The sequence below is a fragment of the Oscillatoria nigro-viridis PCC 7112 genome (assembly GCF_000317475.1).
Taxonomy (GTDB): Bacteria; Cyanobacteriota; Cyanobacteriia; order Cyanobacteriales; family Microcoleaceae; genus Microcoleus; species Microcoleus nigroviridis.
Genome location: NC_019729.1, coordinates 6,058,660 through 6,082,458, shown reverse-complemented (window position 1 = coordinate 6,082,458; position 23,799 = coordinate 6,058,660). Strand labels below are relative to the sequence as shown.

Sequence of the window (23,799 nt, the reverse complement as noted above, 5' to 3'; positions counted from 1 at the left end):
CAGTCTCAACATCCAGTTAGCGACAATTCTGCTAAAGTCAGGTCATCCAAGGAGTGCATCTTGTATAGAGGCGATTCGCAGCCTCTGCCCCGAAAGCAGTAAAATCCCATCAGCTTGTCACCTGCAACCCGATCGGCAGTAACTTAAAAATTAAGGTAGTTTGAAAATAATCGCCCAAAGTTGAAAGAAGCCTGGACATCTGACCTAAACTCTCTAACTTACACCCTCTAGCTGCGCTGCCATCCATATTTAAAAGATGCCATGTCAACCTTAGTCATCGTCGAATCTCCGACCAAAGCCCGCACCATCCGCAACTTCCTGCCCTCCACCTACCGTGTAGAGGCATCGATGGGCCATGTCCGCGACCTACCATCCTCCGCCGAAGAAATACCAGAAGCCGTTAAAGGAGAAAAATGGGCGCAACTGGGCGTAAACGTGGAAGCAGACTTTGAACCCCTCTACGTCATCCCGAAAGATAAAAAGAAAATTGTTAAAGAACTCAAAGACGCCCTCAAAGACGCCACAGAACTGATTCTAGCCACTGACGAAGACCGGGAAGGCGAAAGCATTTCCTGGCATTTGCTGCAAATCCTCAAACCCAAAGTGCCCATCAAGCGGATGGTGTTTCACGAAATCACCCGCGAAGCAATCCGCGATGCTTTGACTCACTGCCGCGATATCGACAATCGAGTTGTACAAGCCCAAGAAACTCGCCGAATTCTCGACAGACTCGTCGGTTACACACTCTCTCCGCTACTGTGGAAAAAAATTGCTTGGGGTTTGTCGGCCGGTAGAGTGCAGTCAGTCGCTGTACGCCTGTTGGTGCGCCGGGAACGGGAACGGCGCGCTTTCCGCCAAGGTAGTTACTGGGATTTAAAAGCCCTTTTGGAAAAGGGGAAAATTTCCTTTGATGCCAAACTCGTGACAGTCGGCAATGTCAAAGTTGCCAACGGCAGCGATTTTGATGAAAATACCGGGCAAATTATCGCAGGCCGCCGCGTACTTTTGCTCAACGAAGAACAGGCGCGGGCTTTACTTTCACGCATTCAAAACAAACCTTGGACTGTCACCAATCTCGAAGAACGGCCAGTCACGCGCAAACCTTCGCCGCCGTTTACAACCTCGACTTTGCAGCAGGAAGCTAACCGCAAGCTGCGGCTGGGTGCGCGGGAAACTATGCGAATTGCCCAAAGTCTCTACGAACGCGGTTTTATCACCTATATGCGGACGGATTCGGTGCATTTGTCCGAACAGGCGATCGAAGCGGCGCGCAGTTGCGTGCAAGAACTGTACGGCAGCGAATACCTCAGCCCCCAACCGCGCAAATACACGACGAAAAGCAAAGGCGCCCAGGAAGCCCACGAAGCTATCCGTCCCGCCGGCAGCACTTTTCGGACTCCGCAGCAAACTGGATTGGATGGGATTGATTTCCGCCTCTACGATTTGATTTGGAAGCGGACTGTGGCTTCTCAAATGGCCGATTCCCGCCAAACTCACGTCACTGTATTAACTCAGGTAGAAGATGCCGGTTTCCGTTCCAGCGGGAAACGCATTGATTTTCCAGGCTTTTTGCGCGCCTACGTGGAAGGTTCCGACGATCCGAATGCGGCGCTGGAAGACCAGGAGGTGATTTTGCCGGCGCTGAAGGTGGGGGATAAACCTAATTGTCAGGATTTAGAGGCAGTTGGCCACGAAACTCAACCTCCCGCCCGCTACACGGAAGCTTCTCTGGTCAAAATGCTGGAAAGCGAAGGTGTGGGCCGTCCGAGTACCTATGCGAGTATTATCGGTACAATTGTCGATCGGGGATATGCGAAATTAATAGCTAACGCCCTAATTCCGACATTCACCGCTTTCGCCGTCACGACTTTATTGGAAACACATTTTCCCGATTTAGTAGACACCGGTTTTACTTCCCGAATGGAACAAACCCTCGATGAAATTGCCACTGGCGAGGCGAAATGGCTGCCGTATTTGCAAAAGTTTTATACAGGGGAAACCGGACTCGCAACCCAAGTCAAAGAACAGGAAAGTCACATTGATGCGAAAGTTGCCCGAACTGTGGTATTGGAGAATTTGCCAGCCAAAGTCTGCATCGGCAAATTCGGCGCATACCTGGAATCTGAAAGCGAAGAAGGCCTGGTAAAAGCATCGATTCCCCAAGATTTGACGCCGGCCGATTTAGATCCGGAACAAGTGGAGTTTCTGTTAAAGCAAAAAACGGAAGGCCCGGAAAAATTGGGTCTTCACCCGGAAACCGGGGAACCGATTTATGTGCTGATTGGCAGTTATGGGCCATACGTTCAGTTAGGGGAAGTTTCGGAAACGAACAAGAAACCGAAGCGGGCTTCTTTACCGAAGGGGACGGATAAGGATAGCGTGACGCTGGATATGGCGGTGAGTTTGTTGACGTTACCCCGGTTGTTGGGCACTCACCCGGAGACGGGGGCGAAGGTGCAAGCTAATTTGGGGATGTACGGGCCTTATGTGGTGCATGACCAGGGTAAGGTGGGGAAAGATTATCGATCGATCAAACCGCCGGATGATGTTTTGACGATCGAGCTCGATCGGGCATTAGAATTGTTAGCACAGCCGAAAGCCGCCCGCGGCCGCAACAGCAAAGCCACCACACCTTTGAAGGAATTGGGCGCGCATCCAGAGTCGGGAGAACCCATCAATGTTTACGACGGCCGCTACGGCCCCTATGTGAAACACGGCGATATCAATGCTTCTTTGTCGAAGGATGAATCTGTGGAGAATTTCACCTTGCAAAAAGCACTGGATTTGTTAGCAGCGAAGGAAGCAGCGGGCGGCGGAAAATCTAGCAGCAAGTCGAAGAAGTCTACTAAGGCAACTGCGGCGAAATCGGAAACTGCAACGAAGAAGACTGCGGCCAAGAAAACCACTGCTAAAAAGACGACAACTGCGGCGAAGACAACCACTGCTAAAAAGACGGCGACTGCGACAAAGACTAAGAAAGAAACTAAGTCAAGTTAGCAGAATTTACGCACTGTACGGTCAGAAACCGGGTTTTTGGCGAAAATAGTTTGTTTTAGCAGACAGATTCGGTAAAAAACTCGGTTTCTGCGATCGCGCCGTGCGTAAGTAGGTCGCCTATTTCTAAAGTAATCCTTTCGCTCTCATGATATAATCAAGACTATCCAGGTAGTAATTGGAGTAATTGAATCACCATGATAGCTGAACTTATGGTACAACCTTCCTACTGGATCGATCGTGAGATTTCGATTCAGAAAGTCAGAAATCTTTACTTATTCAAATTTACGGAAAACCTGCAAGCCCGATTAGAAGAACTAGCCGACAGAAAAAAGGCTAATCTTTTAACTTCAGAAGAGGTTGTAGAATTAGCAAGCTTACTAGAACTAGATCGGATTTTTACCTTAATTAACGCTAAAGTTATAGCAGCCTCATGTCCGTAAACCGCGCCACTCGAAATTTAGTAAGAAGTAGAGCTAATTTTCTTTGTGAATATTGCCATTCAGCGGAAGAAAGTAGCTCTACTCTATTTACGATAGATCATATTTTACCTCGCTCGATTGGTGGTAGCGATGAACTTGAAAACTTAGCTTTAGCTTGTCATCGCTGTAATAATAATCGCTATAATTTTGTCACTGGTACTGACCCAGAAACAGAACAAGAAGTAACTTTGTTTAACCCCCGTCAACAGCAATGGTCTGAGCATTTTAACTGGTCTGCGGATGGTTTAGAAATAATGGGTATTACTCCAACAGGTAGGGGAACCTGCGATCGATTAGACCTTAACGATCTATATCATAATGAAGGAGCGATTATCAGAGCTCGTCGTTTATGGATTAGGGCAGGGTGGCACCCTCCCTCTGGCGATCCTCGCCAAAATTCATAATAATGTAGTATTATAATATAGTCAGTTCAAATTATTACTGAATTTCCCTCCTCATGAATGCCCCAGCCACTACCATTCAAGCTGCATTACAAAGTCTTCCTCAAGGCGCTTCTGAAGCTATTGTCAGTGCTCACTTTTCACCTCAGTTTTTGCAAGCATTGGGATTTGAATCTGATGAGGTTGTTCCCGAATATGATACTAATGGTGGTGGAATAGTTGATAAAGCAGCTAGAAAAACTATTGAAAATGATATATTTTTACACACAAAATCTAATCCCTATCTCCTTTTAGAGCTAAAAGGAAAAGACATCAATCTTACGGAAGGTACACCCGGGTACTTAAAAACAGTTAATCAACTTAAGCGACAGTTACTTGGTTCTAATTGCAAGTCAGCCGAATGGGGAATTATTACCAACTCATCCCATGTTCAACTGTTTAGAAAGCATGGTAAAGTAATCTTCCCAGCTACTCAATGCTTGGCTCTGGACTTGAATAACGTCGATCGAGTTGTTGCGGATATAAGAAAGAAGATTCAAGCACCAAGTAGAGCCTTGACAGTAACAATCTATAATAACAAAGGGGGTGTTGGCAAAACAACTACAACAGTTAACCTGGCAGGTATTTTAACTTTTTTAGGCAAAAAAGTTTTGGTAATAGATTTTGATTTTAATCAACAAGATTTAACAAGTGCTTTAGGTATTCCAGTCAGTAATGGGGTTCTTAAAGCAGCTCTTACAGATAAGAACGCAGGTCTAAAATCAGCCGTGAATCCCTATAATTTTTCTACCAAAAAAATACAACTCAGTTTTGATATTATTCCTGCTGACAATGACCTGGGTAACGAGTCTGACGATAAACTTCGCAGCTTCATGCAAATGCGTGTACTGTACAAGAAGCTCGAATTTGCGAGGCAGGACTATGATTATATTTTGATAGATTCATCCCCGAATTGGCGTTTCATTAGTCAACTTGCGGTATATGCGGCTGATGTTATCCTCATTCCTACAAAACACAACAACCTCTTTTCTCTAGAGAATGCGGCAACCGCTATTAAGAAATTCATCCCTGCAATACAAGCCGATAAAGGTGAGGGAAATCCCATTGCCTTACCAATCTTTTTTAATGGAGAAAAAATAACACAGCCACAACTAGAAGTTGCTCAACAAGAAATTAACAATATTCTGAAAAATGCTAAAAAAGACAAATTCGATCTACTGCCCTACTTCTATCCTAAGTACACCAGCGCGAAAAAAGACTTACATATTCATCAAGTACCAAGTTACGCTAACATAGCTAATGCTGTGTTCTCACGCATTCCTGCTGTTTATCGAGATCGTTCTGCCCATGAATACTACAAAAATTTAGCAAAGGAATACTTTTTACAATGAAAATTTCTAACATTATTGGCAGTTTGATGCATCTATACCTAGATGAAATCGAGCCAGGGGAGGGTACTGATGCTCCTGAGTTTTTGATCAAAGCTACTGCAAATATACTTAAACAAAAGGGTGGACGAAACTGGCTCCCAGTTATCGTGAAAGAAACTGGTGAAGACAAGTATCAAGTTATTAGTAATTCCTTTGTTTATGCTGTAGCAGAGGAAGCTGGGCTAGAAAGAGTCTGGTGCATTATTGCTGATGATAGTGATGATACTATTACACTTACTAAAATCCTTGCAGGTGAGGACAAGCCTAAAATTAATCTTTCCACAGCATCCAGAGATGAAATTATGGCAGCATTGCAATATTTGATTGAACAGCCGAACAGCGAGCTAAAATCCGTTAAACTTGCTGTAGCGACAAATCGAATTGATGAGGCTCCTCGTCAGTATTGGAAAAATTTTGAGCCAATCACAAGCTTGAAATGCGGTATTACCAAAGGCAAAAAACTTGACGCAATTAAGAGTGTATTTTATCTGACTCCCCAATCAATGCCAGATACGATAAACGACGTGACTATTCTCAGGACAATGACTACTGTTGAATTAAAAGCAATAGCCAAGAAAAGAGGAATTGCTGGCATAACTAAGATGAAGAAAGATGCTCTCGTTGAGGCGCTAAGCTAATGGGTTCTGTTAGGAAATACTTGATTCTGTTGGGGATACCATCCAGCACTAACCCACTGACGCCTGACAGTAACAGCAATATTATTGTTTAGTTGTAGTGCTGTGACTGTTGCGCGGCCGCAATCTGTAAGTCCCATAATTTCTGTAGCGTCTTCACTCCAAGCAAAATTTTGTGACCATTGTTGAGTGCGCGGATTAAACAACTTAACGTGCTTTTGCGTGACCCGATCGAATGCGTCAGTTTGGGTTCCTTTGTAATTATTGCACAGACTACAAGCCAGCCAGAGATTTTCTTCCTCGTCACTACCGCCAATCGCTTTAGGAATAATATGGTCAATTTCCAGTATTCCCAAAACATACATTTCTAAACTGCGACAATAACCGCATCGGTTTTGAGCTTGTGCGCGAACTCTGGCTCTAACTTGTTCAGAAAGTGCCATTTTGATTATCCTTTTAATGGTTCCAGCAAGCCGCGCCGCACTGCTTCATTTAAGGCTTGAGCTTGTCGCAATAGTCGAGTTTCATATATGTGGATTAATGCCTGCAATTCAGCCAGTTCTACAGATGCGATCGTACCGGATTGTTGGCGGTCTAGCAATTCACTCAATCGTTGTTCTTGGAGTGGTTGCAGCCGGAGTTGAGTCTGAGTGATTACTTCTGAATCAGACAGTGCTGATATTGGTTTAGCGGTTGGTAAGAGAAAAATTTCCCGAGTTTCTACTAGAATCTCACTCACGGTGCGGTGGCGTTGCAGCGCTAGCAATTCTGCTTGGTGATAGACTTCATCTGGCAGATTTAGGGTGATTTGGGCGGTCAGAGGTGCAAAGCTATGAAACTAATATTTAGATTATGCCATATTTTACTTTGAGTATTAGACATCTGCCCAAAAGAAATGAAGAAGGATCTCGCTTGCTAAAAATGTAACTGCTCACCGCAACTGCGTTGCGGTATTGCTAATGATGGCAATCGAGCTGGCCTCTGTTGCATCTGTTGCAAGTGTAGTAAGGGGTTGAGCCAAAGCCGACGAAAATAGAGTATAGTAGCTTTCATGCTTAAAACACCAGCACTGACCAGCGAACCACCAGAGATAGCCATCGCAGTAGAGCAGATGGCACAGACAATGCTGTCATTAGGAGAATGGCTGCTCAAGCAACAACAGCAACTCAAACAGCAACAGCGAAAACTGGCAGAAAAACAGCAGCTTATCGAAGAACAACAACAGGAAATCGAACAGTTAAAAGAAGCATTATCCAAGCTGAAAAACCGCTCCTCATCAAACAGTTCTATCCCTCCATCAGCCGACCAAATTAAAAAACCTAGCGACAAAAGCAAGCGAAAAAAAGGAAAAAAACGCGGTCCAAAATACGACCATCCGGGCAAGACACGAAATGGATTTGGCGAACCCGACCACATCATTGAGTTACAACCCGAGCGATGTCCAGTTTGTCAGGCAGGAGTTGAGGCGATCACAACAACACCAACCAAAGTGCAACAAGTAGCCGAATTGGTAGAGCAACCAGTAGAAATCAGAGAATACCGTCGCCCATTATGTCAGTGTGTTGATTGTGGCTGGTCGGGATACTCTCAACTACCACCCTCCGTCATCGAAGGGTTTAGCTATGGTAGCAGGTTATGTAGCGTGGTGGGTTGGCTGGGATATGGTGGTAACTTACCCTGGAGAAAACAAGAATATTTTGTGGAACACGTCTTAGGAGTACCCATCTCTCAAGGAAGTTTAGCCAAAATGCAGCGCTACTTTCAGCAAAGTTTGCAGCCAATTTATCAACAATGGCTCACCTACGTGCAACAGCCGGGAGTGCGCTGCGTAGATGAAACAACTTACTGTATTGATGGCATCAAGTATTGGTTGTGGGTAGCCACCAGCGATCGAGTTTGTGTACTATTATTAGCTCCGACTCGGAGTAGTGCCGAACTTCAGCAGTTATTGGGACAAAACTTTGAAGGCATTCTCAGCAGCGATTGTTTCAGTGCTTACAACCGACAATCAGCAGCGGCGAAACAGAAATGTTTAACACATCTGGAACGAGATTTAGAAGCACTCAAGCTCAGTCGATTTGAAGCTAATCGTTTGTTTGCCCAAGGCGTGGGTGAGATTTTAACCACTGCCAGAACTTTGCACAGGGACTATCATGCTGGGAAATTGAGTTGCCTTCAACTCGCTGGCAATCGTTCGGTAATTGAAGCTCAACTGCAAGCAGTTTTGCACAATCCACCAGTTACGGGATGGCCTGCCGATGCCCAACGATTAACCAACCGAATGCAACGTCATTGGACAGAGTGGTTCACCTTTTTAGATTATCCACAAGTGAAACCTGATAACAATGATGCCGAAAGAGCTTTACGTCCAGTAGTTGTACATCGGAAAGTAACTGGCGGGGCGCGCAGCGATTGGGGCGCTCAACTGGTGGCTCAAATGTTCAGCTTTCTCGAAACAGTTCGGTTGCAAGGACATGAAGCGATCGCGCAACTTTATCAGTTACTTTGTTTAGCAGGTCGTAGTCCTCCGGGTTTACAGTTCAGTTGAACTTAATTGTGGGCTTGTGACGGTAGCTATTTTCAGTGGCAGCCTGCATTTTGAGCTTGGGAAATTTCCCGTTTCTACAAAACGCGCAAATTTTTCCATCACCATTTGTGGCTCCATTTGCGATACTGCAACGCAGTTGCGGTGAGCAGTTACCTAAAAATACGGCGACTGCGACAAAGAAGAAAACCAATTGAAATTAGTTTAGTTTTCACTCATCCAGAAACCCGCTTTATTAAAAAAACCGAGTTTCTTTATTTGTAAAACACTAGACAACAGGGCAAAAATAGGTTTGTACTTCCGTCCTTAAAATTCTCTTCTCTTCTGTTCCTTTGTGTCATAAACGTCTGTGCGGTTCGCCCGCCCCTATTTTTGTTGAGACATCTCAACTCAAACTCTTGTCAAGGCTAGCTTTTGGGCTTACTTGTTACCCGTGAGCAAAATCATCCTATTTACTTATTGACAATTTCTCCTCTCTGTTAAATTGTCAGGGAACGAACATATAAGGTTAAAAATTGTATCATAAGCAACAGAAAGTACCCAATGCTTTATGTAGTGCCCTACAATTGAGAAAAGAAACAAGATTAAGAGGCGCGATCGCTATGGGTATCAATGAAAACCTAGACTGGGAAGAAGCATTTGAGTACCGAGCGGGCTTAACAGTGGAGTTGAAGTCCCAGCCAGGGGTTTTGCATAAGATCGCTTACTATGAAGTCATGATGGTACCGCCCATTTGGTTAGAAAATGACCCGCGTCCCCGCTATCCTCACGAAGTGCGAGTCGTTTCGCAGCAGCCAACTGTGTCCAATGTTTGCCGGATTTCAGAGTCTCCTGTTTTAGTCGCCTCCTAGGTTTTTTCAGCGGGAAATATCGGCGATGGCATCTAGCCAGCAATCAAACCGATGCAGTGATTTTCGGATTGAGATTGCTGTAGGTTACTTTGTGGCGATCGCTTAAGATATAGATCGTGCCGAGAGTGCGATCGACTCAAATCACTTGACCTGTTAATGTTTCAAGTGAGGAAATAGCCTGATTAATGTTACCAGCCATTGTGTTAAATCATCCTCTCCCCTACAGACAATGTATTCCAGCACGATCGGACTGTAAGCTGTGCAGTGTGATAAAATAACGGCGATTTAGAGTTAAAACTGCTCGATTTTCACTGACTGCAAAAGCTAGCACTTCTTCGTCAGGATTTTTTGGGTTATCCTTTCCGGCTGCTTGCACTGTCACGATATTATGAATCATAGGGCCCAGCAATTCTACAACCACTCTGGGAAATTGTTCGTAAGTATGAACACGCGCCATTATCTCCATCCTGGTCATTCTCGCCGGTATCTATTTCAATTTCATCTGAAAAAGCCGCCGCATAAGTCCAGGCATTTCCTAAATCAGTAGCTGTTAGTGTGGGGTACTTATCTAAGAGTTTGGATTCGTTGATACTCAAGCGGCGAAAACTCACCAGCATTCAAACACGAAGGCGACGATTTTTCATACAAGCCTCAGCGCCACATACACTGAGAGTTTGGCTAATTCATTGTTAGGTGTTAGCTAAGTTTTGGGTTAATAATTAGATAATTATAGCTTGATTTGTTGGCGTTAAGGCTAGGAGTTTTGCTTCTAATTCTTTGATTGTCATAGAAGCTATTTGATTTATGAATTCTGTATGTCTTTGCTATTATATGCAATTCCTTTCTCTCTGCTTTCTTCCTCTGCGCCCTCTGCGCCTCTGCGGTTAATAAAAAAAAGCCCGTGCACAAATGCAATAGCATTGCTATATCTTTTTAAATTCTTGATAAATCTGTAAATTATAAAAATTGCTCACCCTTTTACCCTGAGCTTAAACGAACATAAAAAACTTTAAGATAAAAGGAGTCATACCATTTTACATTTTAGATTTTAAAATTGGGAATGACTGAGGACATAAAGCTTGGGATATTGCCTACAGTTGGATTTTTTTGGATAACCGGTATCAGCCATCTGCCGGTACAAAGTAAAATCAACTTCAGGTATAAATCATGATGACTTCTACCTTGAGAAGTATGTTTTTGGGGACTTGCACAGCACATCCGGCGACCCGCAGCACATACGTATAAGGTGCACAGTGCACAATCTACGAAAACTATCGTGTAAACCTTATTTTCTATTGCTGAATTCCTCGATCCCCTAAAATGGTCGCTTTTCTTTCCTCAAACTTGTGCGATGTTTAGCCAGAAATTAACATTGATTTAAACTTTAATTTAGAGAGAAACGAGCTAGAATTCAATAGTTTTCGTGGAAGACATGGAGTTGAAATACAAAATGTCACAGATAACAAATTAATATCGATCGCACTTCTCGATCGCACTTTACAAAACAACCACAACTTAGGAGTCAATCGCTGATGATGCTAGGAACAACCGAGATCCCGCAATTAAAGCCGCTTTCCGACTCAGAACTACACAAAATGAACGCCTACTGGCGGGCGGCAAACTACCTATCCGTCGGACAAATCTATCTCCTCGACAACCCGCTACTCAAAGAACCCCTCAAAATCGAACACGTCAAACCGAGACTCCTCGGACATTGGGGCACCACTCCAGGGCTAAACTTCATCTACGTTCACCTCAACCGCATCATCAAAGCCCAAGACCTCAACACCATCTACATCGCAGGCCCCGGACACGGCGGGCCGGGCTTGGTCGCCAACACCTATCTCGAAGGTACTTACAGCGAATATTACTCGAACATTTCCGAAGATGAAGAGGGTATCAAACGGCTGTTCAAACAGTTCTCCTTTCCCGGCGGTATCCCCAGCCACGTCGCCCCGGAAACCCCCGGTTCGATTCACGAAGGCGGCGAACTCGGGTACGCCCTCGTCCACGCTTACGGGGCAGTCTTCGACAATCCCGATTTGATTGCGGCGGCCGTTGTCGGCGACGGAGAAGCGGAAACGGGCCCCTTGGCTGCTAGCTGGCACTCTAACAAGTTTCTCAACCCGGTTCGGGACGGGGCCGTGTTGCCGATTTTGCACTTGAACGGCTACAAAATTGCCAATCCGACGGTGTTGGCCCGCATTCCGCGCCAGGAATTGGAAAGTTTGATGGTCGGTTACGGCTACAAACCTTATTGGGTGGAAGGTTCAGACCCGGAAACCATGCACCAGTTGATGGCTGCAACTCTCGATACCGCGATCGGCGAAATTAAGGCGATTCAGGAAAAAGCCCGGACGGAGGGCTATTCGGGCCGTCCCCAGTGGCCGATGATTGTGATGAAAACTCCCAAAGGCTGGACGGGGCCGAAGGAAGTTGACGGTAAGAAAACTGAGGATTATTGGCGATCGCACCAAGTCCCGCTTTCGGAAATGGCTTCTAAGCCCGGACACGTCCAACTCCTGGAAGATTGGATGAAAAGCTATAAGCCGGAAGAACTCTTCGACGAAAAGGGCAAGTTAATTCCCGAATTAGCAGAACTCGCACCCAAGGGATCTCGACGCATGGGGGCCAATCCCCACGCTAACGGCGGCCTGCTGCTGCGAGACTTGAAAATGCCGAAATTTGAAGACTACGCCGTTGACGTGCCAAAACCTGGCACTGTAATGGCAGAAGCAACCCGCGTTTCCGGCAGCTTCCTGCGAGACGTGATGAAACTGAATCAGGAAAACGCCAATTTCCGCATTGTCGGGCCTGACGAGACGGCCTCAAATCGCCTCGATCCGGTGTTTGAAGTGACGAACCGGATGTGGGCGGGGGAAATTTTGCCCGAAGACGATCGCATCTCCCCCGACGGCCAGGTGATGGAAGTCCTCAGCGAACATATGTGTCAGGGATGGCTGGAAGGCTATTTGCTGACGGGACGCCACGGCTTTTTCTCCTGCTACGAGGCGTTTATTCACATCATCGATTCGATGTTCAACCAACACGCCAAGTGGTTGAAAACTACTCGTCACATTCCTTGGCGCCGACCGATCGCCTCTCTGAATTACTTACTAACTTCTCACGTTTGGCGACAAGACCACAACGGTTTTTCTCACCAAGATCCGGGTTTTATCGACCACGTAATTAACAAGAAAGCCGAGGTTGTGCGGATTTATTTGCCGCCGGATGCGAACACTTTGCTGTCAGTAACGGATCACTGTCTCCGCAGCCGCCACTATGTAAACGTGATTATTGCAGGGAAGCAGCCTGCATTGCAGTATTTGGATATGGATGCTGCGATTAAACACTGTACGGCCGGCATCGGCATTTGGGAGTGGGCTAGCAACGATAAAGGCGGCGAACCGGATGTGGTGATGGCTTGCGCGGGTGATATTCCGACGCTGGAAACTTTGGCTGCGGTTGACATTCTCCGCCGAGATTATCCCGATTTAAAAGTGCGGGTGGTGAATGTGGTGGATTTGATGACGCTGCAACCCTCTAGCGAACATCCTCACGGTTTGTCTGACAAGGAGTTTGATACTTTGTTCACGAAAGATAAGCCGGTGATTTTTGCTTTTCACGGCTATCCTTGGCTGATTCACCGCTTGACTTATCGCCGGACAAATCACCCGAATATTCACGTTCGGGGTTACAAGGAAGAGGGAACGACTACGACGCCCTTTGATATGGTGGTGATTAATGACCTCGATCGATTCCATTTAGTTGGAGATGTACTCGATCGCGTTCCCAAACTGAGTTCTGTAGCAGCTTACGGCAAACAAGCTATCCGCGACAAGCTGATCGAACACAGGCACTATATCAACGAACACGGCGATGATATGCCGGAAATCCGCGACTGGAAGTGGCCGCACGCGGGCGCGGTTTCGTCGGAAGCGCCGAAGGAAACGAAAGATCCGGCGGCGACAGGAGATCAAAGCGTGCGATCGGGTGCACCGGGCTAGGTGCGATCGCTTCTCCACCTCTGCGTGAATCCGCGTTAATCTATTGTCATCTGCGGTTAACAAATTCTCTTTTTTTAACCGCAGATACAGGCAGATTAACACAGATTAACGCAGATGAGTTAGATTAATTCAACAGGATCTGTAATGCTGAAAGAAATAGAAATCCAAAATTTTAGGTGTTTTGAGCACATCAAAATTTCTGGTTTTGAAAGAGTCAATTTAATTGGCGGTAAAAATAATGCCGGCAAGACAGCCTTGCTAGAAGCACTTATTCTCAATTTTGCTCCAGACCCTACCATTCTAGCAATGCTAAGAGTGCTGAGAAGAGAGCCATCAGAAGCCCTACAAGCCATGCCTAATAGAGCATGGGATAACTTATTTTATGCACAAATAAAAGATAGATTTATAGTAATTATTGGCAAAGACGACAACAATAACACCGAGCGATTAGAAATTAAAGTAGAAATTCATTCAGTTAGATATAAGATAAATTTTGAGTTCATGAGAAACGAAGACCAATCTACTTGGTCATTAACAGAGGTTTCTGCCCAAGGTTTAATGCGTTATTACAGTTCTCTTGACGAAGTACCAATCATTCCCTCCTGGATCAGGATTTCGGGAAAAGAACTCACAGAAGCATACGATCGCGCCCGTTTGGATGATAAAGATAGTGAAGTTTTAAAAGCTTTTCAAGTTATCGATCCGGCTATAGAATCAGTAGAGAGTTTTTCGATTGGGGAACCCACGCTGTACTTGAGAAAAAAAGGAGAAAAGCGTTTGCCTCTTCCATTATTCGGAGATGCAATTAACAGAGTTGCAGACATTATCTTGAAACTGGTAAACAGCGAACATAAAATCCTGCTAATCGATGAAATAGAGAATGGCATACACTATACAAACCAGCGGGAGTTTTGGAGAATTTTATTTCGGTTGGCAGTTGAACTGGATACCCAGATTTTTGCTACAACTCACAGTTTAGAGATGCTTCAAGCATTTGCTGATGTTGGTTTAGAACCAAATCAGGAATGTAGCAGCGCATATTTTGAACTAGCCAAGAAACCGAAAACAGATCAAATAATCGGCATCCGGCGCGATTTGGAAACTTTGAATTACGCACTAGAGCATCAAAAAGGAGTGAGAGGTGAGTAATATTGTCATAGTAGAAAGTAAAAATGATGCAATTTTTATGCAGGCAATGGTTGACCAACTTAACTGCGATATCCTGGTAGAAAAACCTATTTATATAGATGATTATGAACGTTTGGAAGGCTTGAGCGAAACAAAGTTAATCACTACTTTAAAAGCTTTAGAAGCCGACCTTCAAAAAAGAGATATAGAAAAAATTGGGATTATTATTGATATTGATAACTATTCAGAGGCAGAGCGGCTGGAATTCGTAAATAAATGTATAAAACAGGTGTTTGAATCTGCTAAAACTTTGTCAAACACTAAACAATTTATAGATATTTGTGGAGATAATGGAACAAAGGCAAAATTGGCTTGTTACTTTACAAATGTTGGAGGTAAAGGTGAACTGGAAACGCTTTTAAAGGCAATAAAGGCTAGAGAATCACCTCATGCTGATTGTTTGAATAGCTGGAGAAGTTGCATAGAAGAAAAGGAGGGAAAGAAAATCAAGCAGAAAGATTTTGATAAATTTTGGATTAGCAACTATATTAGGTATGATACTTGCTCAAAGCAGCATCAGAAACAAGCTGAAAAATATTGCAGTATGTTGCGGTTTGATTATGTTATGGAATACAAAAAAGAGATTTGGGATTGGGAACATCCTGCACTCGATGATTTGAAAGAGTTTTTAAAACTCTTTTGTTAAGATGACAAAATTCACATACAATTAAGATCAAACCCGTAGGTATCGGAATTAGTCATCTCTCTCTTCTCTCTCTGTGCCCTCTGCGCCCTCTGCGGTAAAAAAAAATCCTGTTCGCTAAGCAAATAAGATATCTATATGAGCTTAAAAATCTACTTTGTACGACACGGTGAAACGACTTACAGCAAGACTGGCGGTTTCTGCGGCGACCTCGACCCAGAATTAACAGCCGAAGGTTCTCAAATGGCAGAACAATTTGCAGCCACTTACGCAAAATTGCCTTGGAATGCTGTTTATGTCAGTCCGATGAAACGCACAATTGCTACTGCAAAACCTTTGTGCGATGCTGTGGGAATTGAAATGCAGCTTCGCGACGGACTGAGGGAAATTAAGTACGGTGAGTGGGAAGGCAAAACATTAGAATCAGTCAAAAAAGAATATACAGAAGATTATATTAACTGGCTGACTGAACCTGCTTGGAATGCACCAAACGGCGGCGAAACTTCGGTGCAAATTGCCAGTAGAGCTTCCTTAGTTATTGCAGAAATTGAGGAAAAATACAAGAATGGAAATGTGTTGGTTGTCTCCCACAAAGCCACTATTCGGATTATTCTGTGCAGTTTGTTGGGGATTGATTTGGGACGTTATCGCGATCGCATTAGCGCTTTAGCAGCTTCTGTCAGTATTGTCCAGTTTGATGTTCGCGGCCCGTTGCTGGAGGTTTTGGGCGATCGATCGTACATGGATGAAACTCTCCGCAATTTACCCGGTACTTGAAATTGCGGGTAGGGTGCGCGCACTGCCTACCCGGAGCGTCTGAAACTAAATCGCGCCTATGTAAGACAATCCTAAAATCGTACCTGCTCCCAAAATATGACCGAAGCAGAGAGTTCCCACAACCGCACCCAAACTCAAGCCGCCGAACATATTCGAGGAGGGCGCTGCTGGGCCTGTGTGAGGATTTTGGATGGTTGATTTGCCGATCGCAATAGCTAAAATATTGCAAAGAATCATAATCAAACCGATTGTAGGGCTCCACTCTACGGTTCTGGCGACAGTGGCAAGTAAAATTGGTGTAAACATCGATCTGCTCCTTAAACTTTACTAAATGAAAATCTGCCTAGAAGATATATCAAAAAAATGCAACTGTTAGCTACACATTGCATTAAGAGTTAATTTTTCGACATAATTCTTAATAATTTTCCCAGGAACTCAAGATTTCTTAGTCTGTGCAGGCGGAGGAAAGTTTGACAAAACGCGATTTCAATCGCCTCGCGATCGAAAGAACGAATCAACAGGACATAATAAAGCATGAAAATACTGGTGTTAAATGGGGGTTCTAGCAGTCAAAAGAGCTGTCTTTACGAGTTAAACAATGTCCTGCCCGATCGACCTTTGCAACCCCTCTGGGAGGCTCAAATTGATTGGACTCACCAGCAGGGTATAGCAGAGTTGAAAGTCAAAACAGCAAAAGACGATCGGCTTGAAGATGAGTTTGCCTCAGACTCTCGCGAAGATGCTATTTCTCGAATGCTGGAGAGTCTTTGGAGGGGAAAAACTCAAACAATTAATGATTTAAAGGAGATTGATATTGTCGGCCACCGCGTCGTACACGGCGGGGAAGATTATCAGCAAAGTACGTTAATTTCGGCGGATGTTAAACAGGCGATCGCCCGTTTATCTGTTTTCGCCCCCGTTCACAATCCGGTCAACCTCGAAGGTATCGAAGCGATTGAAAAAAACCTCGGAAATGTGCCGCAAGTAGCAGTATTTGATACAGCTTTTCACGCACAATTGCCGCCCGCAGCCTTTGTTTATCCAGGCCCCTATGAATGGCTGGAAAATGGGATTCGGCGCTACGGTTTTCACGGGATTAGCCATCAATATTGCGCGCGTCGGGCCGCCGATATTCTGGGTCAAGATTTGGCAGATTTGCGGTTGATTAGCTGTCATTTGGGCAACGGATGTTCTCTGGCAGCCATTCGCGGTGGCTGGAGTGTTGACACGACGATGGGATTTACGCCTTTGGAAGGTTTGATGATGGGAAGTCGATCGGGTTCGATCGATCCAGGCATTCTCATTCATCTGTTAAAACAATCCGATTTAACTGCCGAGAAACTTGACGGTATTCTCAATCGAAATTCTGGTTTAAAAGGGATTTCAGGGGTGTCTAGCGATCTGCGGCAGATTGGAGATGCGATCGTCCAAGGCAATCAGAGAGCTCAACTTGCTTTGGATATTTACATCCACCGTTTGCGTGCCGGAATAGGTGCCATGCTGGCGAGTTTAGGAGGGTTGGATGCTTTAATTTTTACGGCGGGAGTTGGAGAAAATTCTGCTCTTGTACGGGCTGCTGCTTGCGAAGCTTTTGGATTTATCGGGCTAAAATTGGATGGGGAGAAAAATCAACAGTCACCCCTCGATCGAGATATTGCGGCAGTGGATTCAGCGGTGAGAATTTTGGTAATTCACACGCAGGAAGATTGGGAAATTGCGCGAGAATGCTGGAAACTTTATCACTAACTTATTTATGAATTCCTTCAACAGCGATGCCCACTCAGCTTCGCAGAAGGGTCAATCGATTTTAGATTTGAGATTTGAGATTTGAGATTGAAGCCTTTACCCCACGGATAAATTCGGGGGCTCCTTTATCGGATAAGCTGTTGTGCATTTAATTTGTATGTTGAGGGCGGGCTTTCGGGCCCACCCCACAAAGGGAAAGATTTATTTTACTATGCAATTTAAATGCGGATTAGCTTAGCGCCGATTACAAAACTTGTTTGGGGGCGATCGGAATTTCAATAATAAACTCGCTCCCCTCTCCGGGTGCAGAAACGCAAGTCAATTTCCCGCCATGAGAACTGACAACAATCGAGTGAGAAATAGACAATCCCAAACCAGTTCCCGAACCCACGGGCTTAGTTGTAAAAAATGGATCGAATATCTTGTGCAGCACCTCAGTGCTCATCCCCGGCCCGCTGTCGGCAATTCTAATTATGGCAGAATTCCTGTCTGTCACCTCTGTTGAAATTGTAATCGTAGGCTGTTGATGACAGTCTTCCGGGCAATCTCTTGCTACCAGGAGAGCATCGATCGCATTTGTCAAAATATTCATAAATACCTGATTCAACTGAGACGCATAACAAGTAATTAGGGGTAGCGTACTGTAATTTTTAATCACCTCAATTCCCAAACGCCCGCCCTCTTTTCTCAGGCGCGGTTGCAGCAACATCACCGTACTGTCGATGCCTTGATGGATATCTACCGACTTCATTTGCGCTTCGTCGAGGCGCGAGAAATTCCGCAAGCTTAGCACAATATCCCGGATTCTTTCCGCACCTACTTTCATGGAATCCAGCAGCTTTTGCAAATCCTCGCTCAAGAATTCCAGCTCAATTGTTTCTATTTCTTCTAGAATTTCATCAGCCGGTTCTGGATAGTGATGCTGGTAAAGAGCAATCAATTTTAGCAAGTCTTTAACGTATTCGCTAGCCGGATTAAGATTGCCGTAGATGAAACTTACAGGATTATTAATTTCGTGAGCTACACCAGCGACCATTTGCCCCAAACTAGACATCTTTTCGGTTTGGATTAATTGAGCTTGAGTTAGTTTAAGTTCGCGCAAAGTTTGTTCTAAACGCTCGTTCTTTTCATTTAACTCCTGCGTCCGCTCTTGCACTTTCTGTTCCACCGAATTGTAAAGCAGAGCATTTTCCAAAGAAATAGCGACTTGGGAAGAAAGCAACCTTAAAACTTCCAATCTGTGGGGAGTAAATGCTCCGACAGTCAAATTGTTTTCTAAATAAAGAATGCCGATCAGTTTGCCTTGATTGATGATTGGAGTACACAAAATAGATTGGAGTTGGTGTTTAGCGATGTAAGGATCGGCTGTGAATAGTCCCTCAGCCGCCGCATTGCTCAACACCAAATCCGAGCGAGTCCTTTCCACATAATTAATCACTGTCACAGGTAAATCGTGATAGTCTTCAACAGGCGTAAATTGCAGCACAGCTACATCTTCAGCAAATACTGACGCTTTAGCTGAAATCAACAGTTGACCATCTCTGACTAAAATTAGAAAACCCAATTGAGCACCCGCATTTTCTAAGGAGATTCTCATTAAAGAAGCCAGCAACTTATCGAGGACAATTTCGCTAGAAATCGCCAGAGATGCTTTCATTACCGTTGCCAAATCCAGCACTCTCGCATCGCTGCCAGTAGAAGTATGAATAGTTGTGGTAGTTTGATTGTTGTTAAAACTTCCGTTGATCGGCGTCATTTCCCGCAACTGCGGATACTTCTGTTCTAAATCTTCTACTTTGCGAACTGCACCCCAGCGCAAGTAGCACGAGTGAGCTTCGCGCAAGTGGATTTTGGCATATTGATACTTGCCTTTACTCAACCAAAACTTAGCTGCTAGTTCATTAGCTAGCGCTTCATTTTGGACAAACTCATTGTCTTGAGCTAAATTTATAGAGAAATCGTACAGTTCTACAGCTTCTGAATCTTTCTTGGAAATTCTTGCTATTTCTGCTTGTACTAAAAGGTACTTGTGCAGAAAATTTTCGGCACAGTTGTCTGCCCAAATTTTCATCTGTTTTTGGTTTTCCTCTAACTTTTCCAAGTATTCCTTTTGCTTGTCTTCTGAAACATTTGGGAAAACGGCGGCTAAAGTTAGAGAAAAGAAAAAATTCCATTCGGTAGCGGGTATCGCTCCGGTAATAAAAGATAGCTGTTTTTCTACTTCAAAAGCTAGTTGTAGCGCTTCGTTGAAGTTGCCGTACCAGTACATTACCTGGCATTTGCGAATCTGATAAAGGCAGAGCGAGTACAAATTTTGATGAGCTTGGCAGTTGTGTACGTATTCAGCTTCGCTGATATCTTCGCTTTCAAATACAAACTTTTCAGGAGTTAGTTTGCTCAGGTTACGCAGGATTAACTCTACCCCTAATAATATATCGGTTACGAGCTGATTTTTGGTTTTTTGGCTGAACTGCAAATACCTGCTCGTGTCGAGCAGAATTTGCGAGATTTCTTTACCTTGAAAAAAGTAGTTAGCTATGCGGTTGGACAGGATATAACCCGCATACTCTAAATCTCCTGATTCTAAGGCTGCTTGATATCCTTCATTGCTGATTGCGTGGGAATCTTTGATGTGATTGAACCAGTAATAAAAAATACTGACCAGGGATGAACAAGCTCTGCACTTCAAGCCGATATTGCCAGATTTTTCGCTGAGATTCAGCGATAGTAAGCCAAATTGATACGCAGCTTTGTAATCTCCCGAAACTGCGTTTAAGAACATACCGTAGCCAGCGTAGCAAAGAGAGGCTTCGGGTACTAAACCGTATTGTAGAGAAAGATTGACTCCTTTTAAAACGCTGACTTTCCACAAGTCGGGATTTTTGAGGTACGCCGATGTGAGCAAGTTTGTAATTAATTTGACTGCAACTTTTTTGTCGGGTACAGTCATTTCGGGGGCGTCAATTAGGGAAGCTATTTCTCTCCCGGCTAAAATATTTGTGGCTGCTGCAAATTCTTCGGATATGACTTTTTGTAGCCCGTCTAGCGGTAAGTCAATGCCTAGCAAGTCCAAAGCTGTGATTCCGGCTTTAACGGCTTCTTCGTACTTCGCCCGCAGGGTGTACTGCACGATCAGCAGGTTGTAAATTTCTACCTTTTCTAAGGGCGATCGCGCTTTTTCCAGAGTTATATTAATAAATTCTTCAGACTTCTCGAAATAACCGTTTAAATACTCAACATTTGCCCGCTCCATATGCAAGGCAAAGGCTAAATCGTAGTGGGCATCCCAAATATCGGCGCTCAAACCGTCCATGCCTGCGGTCAAATACTGCAAGGCCGCAACATAAGCAGTGGCATCTTTGGCTCGGCGGGCGGCGTCTAAATTCAGCGTTGCCAGTTCAATTAATTCTCGATCGTCTTTAATTAGCGATCGAGCCACATTCAAGTGATCGACTAATTCAAAAATTCTGTCAGCGCGATATTCAGCCGGAGTGTTTTCTAAGATTTGCCTGCCTATTTTCAGATGAACTGCCTTTTTTTGCGAGTCGTCGATCAGAGCGTAAGCGGCTTGCTGTACCCGATCGTGCAAAAATTTATAATTCAGAATTAATAGCGGAAACAGCACGTAATCTAATGACTTGCTTTCCAATTCCGAAGTTGGCAGAATCAGTCCCGACTTAATCGCGGGCAACAGGTGAGAAAAAGTTTCCGACGCTTCTTTTTCATGAATTAAAGAAAGAGTATTTAAGTCAAACTCGTTGCCCAAACAAGCCACCAAACGCAAAACTTGCTGCGTTGAAGTTGGCAGTTTCCTCAATTTTTGTACCATCAAATCTACTACATTGTCAGTGATAGCGCACTGCTCAATTTGAGTCATATCCCAATGCCAGCCGCCCTTGCTCCCCGACTGTGGCGGGTGAAAAACTAGCAGGTTTTCCTGATACAATGTTTGCAGGAATTGATTGACAAAAAAAGGATTGCCGTCTGTTTTGCTGATTACCAATTCCGCTAACGGTTTGACAGATTCTCGATCGCTGTGCAAAGTCTCCGCAATCAAATGAGTTATATTTTCCACCCCCAGCGGCGACAAAGCAATCTCATTAATGATAGCTTCCTGATTTCGCAGCGTCTCCACAGTCATCATTAAAGGATGAGTAGGACTAACTTCATTATCTCGATAAGCACCAATTAAAAACAGATATTGCGTAGCTTCATCTGTCATCATCAATTCGATCAATTTGAGAGTAGCCGAATCAGCCCACTGCAAATCGTCGAGAAAAATGACCAGCGGATGTTCGGGCTGGCAAAATACGCGAATGAAATTTTGAAATACTAAATTAAAGCGGTTCAGAGATTCCGTCGGTCCCAATTCAGCTACAGGAGACTGAGCTCCGACAATTAGTTCAACTTCGGGAATTACATCAATAATAATTTGTCCGTTTTGACCGAAGGAAGTGCGGAGTTTTTCGCGCCAAACTGCTAATTGAGCCTCGCTTTCAGTTAACAGTTGCCGCACCAATTCCGAAAAAGCGCTGACAACTGCAGAGTAAGGAATAGTTCGCTTGTACTGGTCAAATTTTCCCCAAATAAAATAGCCGCGCCTGCGGGTAATAGGTTTGTCTAAAATCTTCACCATTGCAGATTTGCCAATGCCGGAATAACCGGCAATCAGCATCATCTCGCTGCGGGATTTATGCTGTCCTCTCGTCAGGACTGACAAGGAAATTTCTTTTTTCGATTTGAGTTCTTTTTTGATGACTGAAATTTGAGAATCGTCGGTGCGGTAGCCTCGATTATTTGTTGCTGCTACCCGTTCAAATGCCGCTAAAAGAGTTTCAACTTCTCGCTGTCTGCCGTAAAGTTTTTGAGGTATTTGAAATTTGTCGGAAATATCTTGGCTGCCGAGAGGAAACTCAGAAACAACCCCAGATGTTTGCCACTGAAACAGGCAGGATTCCAAATCGGCTTTTAGCCCCCAAGCACTTTGATAGCGCTCCTCAGCGGTTTTTGCTAACAATTTCATCACAATATCTGAAACAGCTTTAGGAACTTCAGGGGCTATTTCAACGAGAGGTACTGGCTGTTTGGCTATGTGACAGTGAACTAACTCCATGGGATCTGTAGTGGGAAAAGGGAGTTGTCCTGCCAGGATTTCATAGAAGGTCACGCCGAGGGAATAAAAGTCGGTGCGGTAATCGACTACCCGGTTCATTCTGCCGGTTTGTTCGGGCGACATATAGGCTAAAGTGCCTTCTAAAAAATTGGGATTTTTATTGGGAATCTTTTCTAGGTTGGATGCTGTTGAGATGCTGAAATCTATGAGTTTCACTTGTCCTGTAGCTGGATTAAAAACTATATTAGAGGGATTTATATCTTTATGAATTACATTTTTTCCGTGAATTTCTCCCAAAGTTTCAGCAACTTTGATGGCCGTAGTCAGAAATCCTAAAATGGTAAATTTTTGGGAACCCATAAATATTTTTAAAGATTCCCCGCCAAAATCTTCTAAGATCATTGCCAGACTATTTCTAACCTGTTGCAACTTATACACTTTCACAACTCCGTCCAACAGGCTTAAGTTGGCAGTGATCTCATATTCGCGCTTGTATCTATTCAGTTCTTCAGGAGTCGGATAGTCTTCTTTGATAAGTTTGATAATAACAGGTTGGTTGTTCTGCTCGTTGTGGCCGCGGTAAACCAGGGAAGTGCTGCTTTCATAAATGAGAGCGAGAACTGCAACGCCGGGAATTGCCATCATAGTTGGGTTCTCTGAAATTAGGTGTGCTTGGTCAATGTTACAGGACTGACGCGCGGCGCGCTAGAAACCGGGTTTCTTTGTTGCTAGTCGTTGACAAACCCAAGATTTTTTCGTGTAAATCGGGTTTCTTTTCGTAAATCCTATGTTATTCTTCATTATCGCTCAAGAGATATCTTTTGGGATGTGTGGGAAGACACGCCTTGACAGCAAAGAACTGCTGAGGTGACAAAAGCACCCTCGGGGTTTCGTCACCTCAGCAGTTACGTAAAGAAAAGCACAAGTACAGGATTTGTGCAAGGATTTACTGTGAGAGTCGATCGCGCGCCTGAAAAAAAAACAATC

Annotated in this window: 17 protein-coding genes; 12 read left to right on the top strand and 5 right to left on the bottom strand. The window is 44.4% G+C overall.

Going from position 1 to position 23,799, the window contains the following annotated elements:
• The first annotated feature begins 261 nt into the window (after positions 1-261).
• From topA to OSC7112_RS25385, 5 genes are all read left to right on the top strand, one after another.
• On the top strand, positions 262-2,997 hold the full coding sequence (gene topA / locus OSC7112_RS25405) for a type I DNA topoisomerase (RefSeq protein WP_015178581.1): 2,736 nt from the start codon (positions 262-264) through the stop codon (positions 2,995-2,997).
• Positions 2,998-3,191: 194 nt separating this feature from the next.
• Positions 3,192-3,437 carry a hypothetical protein gene (locus OSC7112_RS25400; RefSeq protein WP_015178580.1) on the top strand — a complete coding sequence of 82 codons (246 nt, stop codon included), beginning with the start codon at positions 3,192-3,194 and terminating at the stop codon, positions 3,435-3,437.
• Positions 3,428-3,880, top strand: coding sequence for an HNH endonuclease (locus OSC7112_RS25395; protein WP_015178579.1), 453 nt, complete (start codon positions 3,428-3,430; stop codon positions 3,878-3,880). The genes OSC7112_RS25400 and OSC7112_RS25395 overlap by 10 nt, the downstream gene beginning before the upstream one ends.
• Before the next feature lie 53 nt (positions 3,881-3,933).
• Complete coding sequence (locus OSC7112_RS25390; RefSeq protein WP_015178578.1) at positions 3,934-5,268, top strand: ParA family protein; 1,335 nt, start codon at positions 3,934-3,936, stop codon at positions 5,266-5,268.
• Positions 5,265-5,945, top strand: coding sequence for a Rho termination factor N-terminal domain-containing protein (locus tag OSC7112_RS25385; protein ID WP_015178577.1), 681 nt, complete (start codon positions 5,265-5,267; stop codon positions 5,943-5,945). Before OSC7112_RS25390 ends, OSC7112_RS25385 begins: the two co-directional genes overlap by 4 nt.
• Here the strand turns inward: OSC7112_RS25385 and OSC7112_RS25380 are convergent.
• Both OSC7112_RS25380 and OSC7112_RS25375 read right to left on the bottom strand, forming a co-directional pair.
• Positions 5,942-6,385 carry an HNH endonuclease gene (locus tag OSC7112_RS25380; protein ID WP_015178576.1) on the bottom strand — a complete coding sequence of 148 codons (444 nt, stop codon included), beginning with the start codon at positions 6,383-6,385 and terminating at the stop codon, positions 5,942-5,944. The two genes, OSC7112_RS25385 and OSC7112_RS25380, sit on opposite strands and share 4 nt — an antisense overlap.
• A gap of 5 nt (positions 6,386-6,390) precedes the next feature.
• Complete coding sequence (locus OSC7112_RS25375; RefSeq protein ID WP_223300689.1) at positions 6,391-6,681, bottom strand: hypothetical protein; 291 nt, start codon at positions 6,679-6,681, stop codon at positions 6,391-6,393.
• Positions 6,682-6,993: 312 nt separating this feature from the next.
• Between OSC7112_RS25375 and tnpC the strand changes: the two genes are divergently transcribed.
• Both tnpC and OSC7112_RS25365 read left to right on the top strand, forming a co-directional pair.
• Positions 6,994-8,490, top strand: a complete 1,497-nt coding sequence (tnpC, locus tag OSC7112_RS25370; protein ID WP_015176254.1) for an IS66 family transposase — start codon at positions 6,994-6,996, stop codon at positions 8,488-8,490.
• Between the two features lie 599 nt (positions 8,491-9,089).
• Positions 9,090-9,338, top strand: coding sequence for a hypothetical protein (locus tag OSC7112_RS25365; protein WP_015178574.1), 249 nt, complete (start codon positions 9,090-9,092; stop codon positions 9,336-9,338).
• A gap of 220 nt (positions 9,339-9,558) precedes the next feature.
• Here the strand turns inward: OSC7112_RS25365 and OSC7112_RS25360 are convergent, their stop codons facing one another.
• Entirely contained in the window at positions 9,559-9,795 is a 237-nt protein-coding gene (locus OSC7112_RS25360; RefSeq protein ID WP_015178573.1) for a DUF5615 family PIN-like protein, read from the bottom strand.
• A 1,075-nt stretch (positions 9,796-10,870) separates the two neighbouring features.
• Here OSC7112_RS25360 and OSC7112_RS25350 point away from each other — a divergent pair.
• From OSC7112_RS25350 to OSC7112_RS25335, 4 genes are all read left to right on the top strand, one after another.
• Positions 10,871-13,345 carry a phosphoketolase family protein gene (locus OSC7112_RS25350; protein WP_015178572.1) on the top strand — a complete coding sequence of 825 codons (2,475 nt, stop codon included), beginning with the start codon at positions 10,871-10,873 and terminating at the stop codon, positions 13,343-13,345.
• 144 nt (positions 13,346-13,489) lie between these two features.
• On the top strand, positions 13,490-14,494 hold the full coding sequence (locus OSC7112_RS25345; RefSeq protein WP_015178571.1) for an AAA family ATPase: 1,005 nt from the start codon (positions 13,490-13,492) through the stop codon (positions 14,492-14,494).
• Positions 14,487-15,179 (top strand): DUF3226 domain-containing protein, encoded by a 693-nt coding sequence (locus tag OSC7112_RS25340; protein WP_015178570.1) that lies wholly within the window; start codon positions 14,487-14,489, stop codon positions 15,177-15,179. Before OSC7112_RS25345 ends, OSC7112_RS25340 begins: the two co-directional genes overlap by 8 nt.
• 135 nt (positions 15,180-15,314) lie before the next feature.
• Positions 15,315-15,953, top strand: a complete 639-nt coding sequence (locus tag OSC7112_RS25335) for a histidine phosphatase family protein (protein ID WP_015178569.1) — start codon at positions 15,315-15,317, stop codon at positions 15,951-15,953.
• 45 nt (positions 15,954-15,998) lie between these two features.
• On the opposite strand, the gene psaK is transcribed toward OSC7112_RS25335, so the two are convergent.
• Entirely contained in the window at positions 15,999-16,259 is a 261-nt protein-coding gene (psaK, locus tag OSC7112_RS25330) for a photosystem I reaction center subunit PsaK (RefSeq protein WP_015178568.1), read from the bottom strand.
• A gap of 228 nt (positions 16,260-16,487) precedes the next feature.
• Between psaK and OSC7112_RS25325 the strand changes: the two genes are divergently transcribed.
• Positions 16,488-17,699 carry an acetate kinase gene (locus tag OSC7112_RS25325; RefSeq protein WP_015178567.1) on the top strand — a complete coding sequence of 404 codons (1,212 nt, stop codon included), beginning with the start codon at positions 16,488-16,490 and terminating at the stop codon, positions 17,697-17,699.
• A 244-nt stretch (positions 17,700-17,943) separates the two neighbouring features.
• On the opposite strand, the gene OSC7112_RS25320 is transcribed toward OSC7112_RS25325, so the two are convergent.
• Positions 17,944-23,457: an ATP-binding sensor histidine kinase gene (locus OSC7112_RS25320; RefSeq protein ID WP_015178566.1), complete on the bottom strand. Its 5,514-nt coding sequence runs from the start codon at positions 23,455-23,457 to the stop codon at positions 17,944-17,946.
• Between the last annotated feature and the right edge of the window lie 342 nt (positions 23,458-23,799).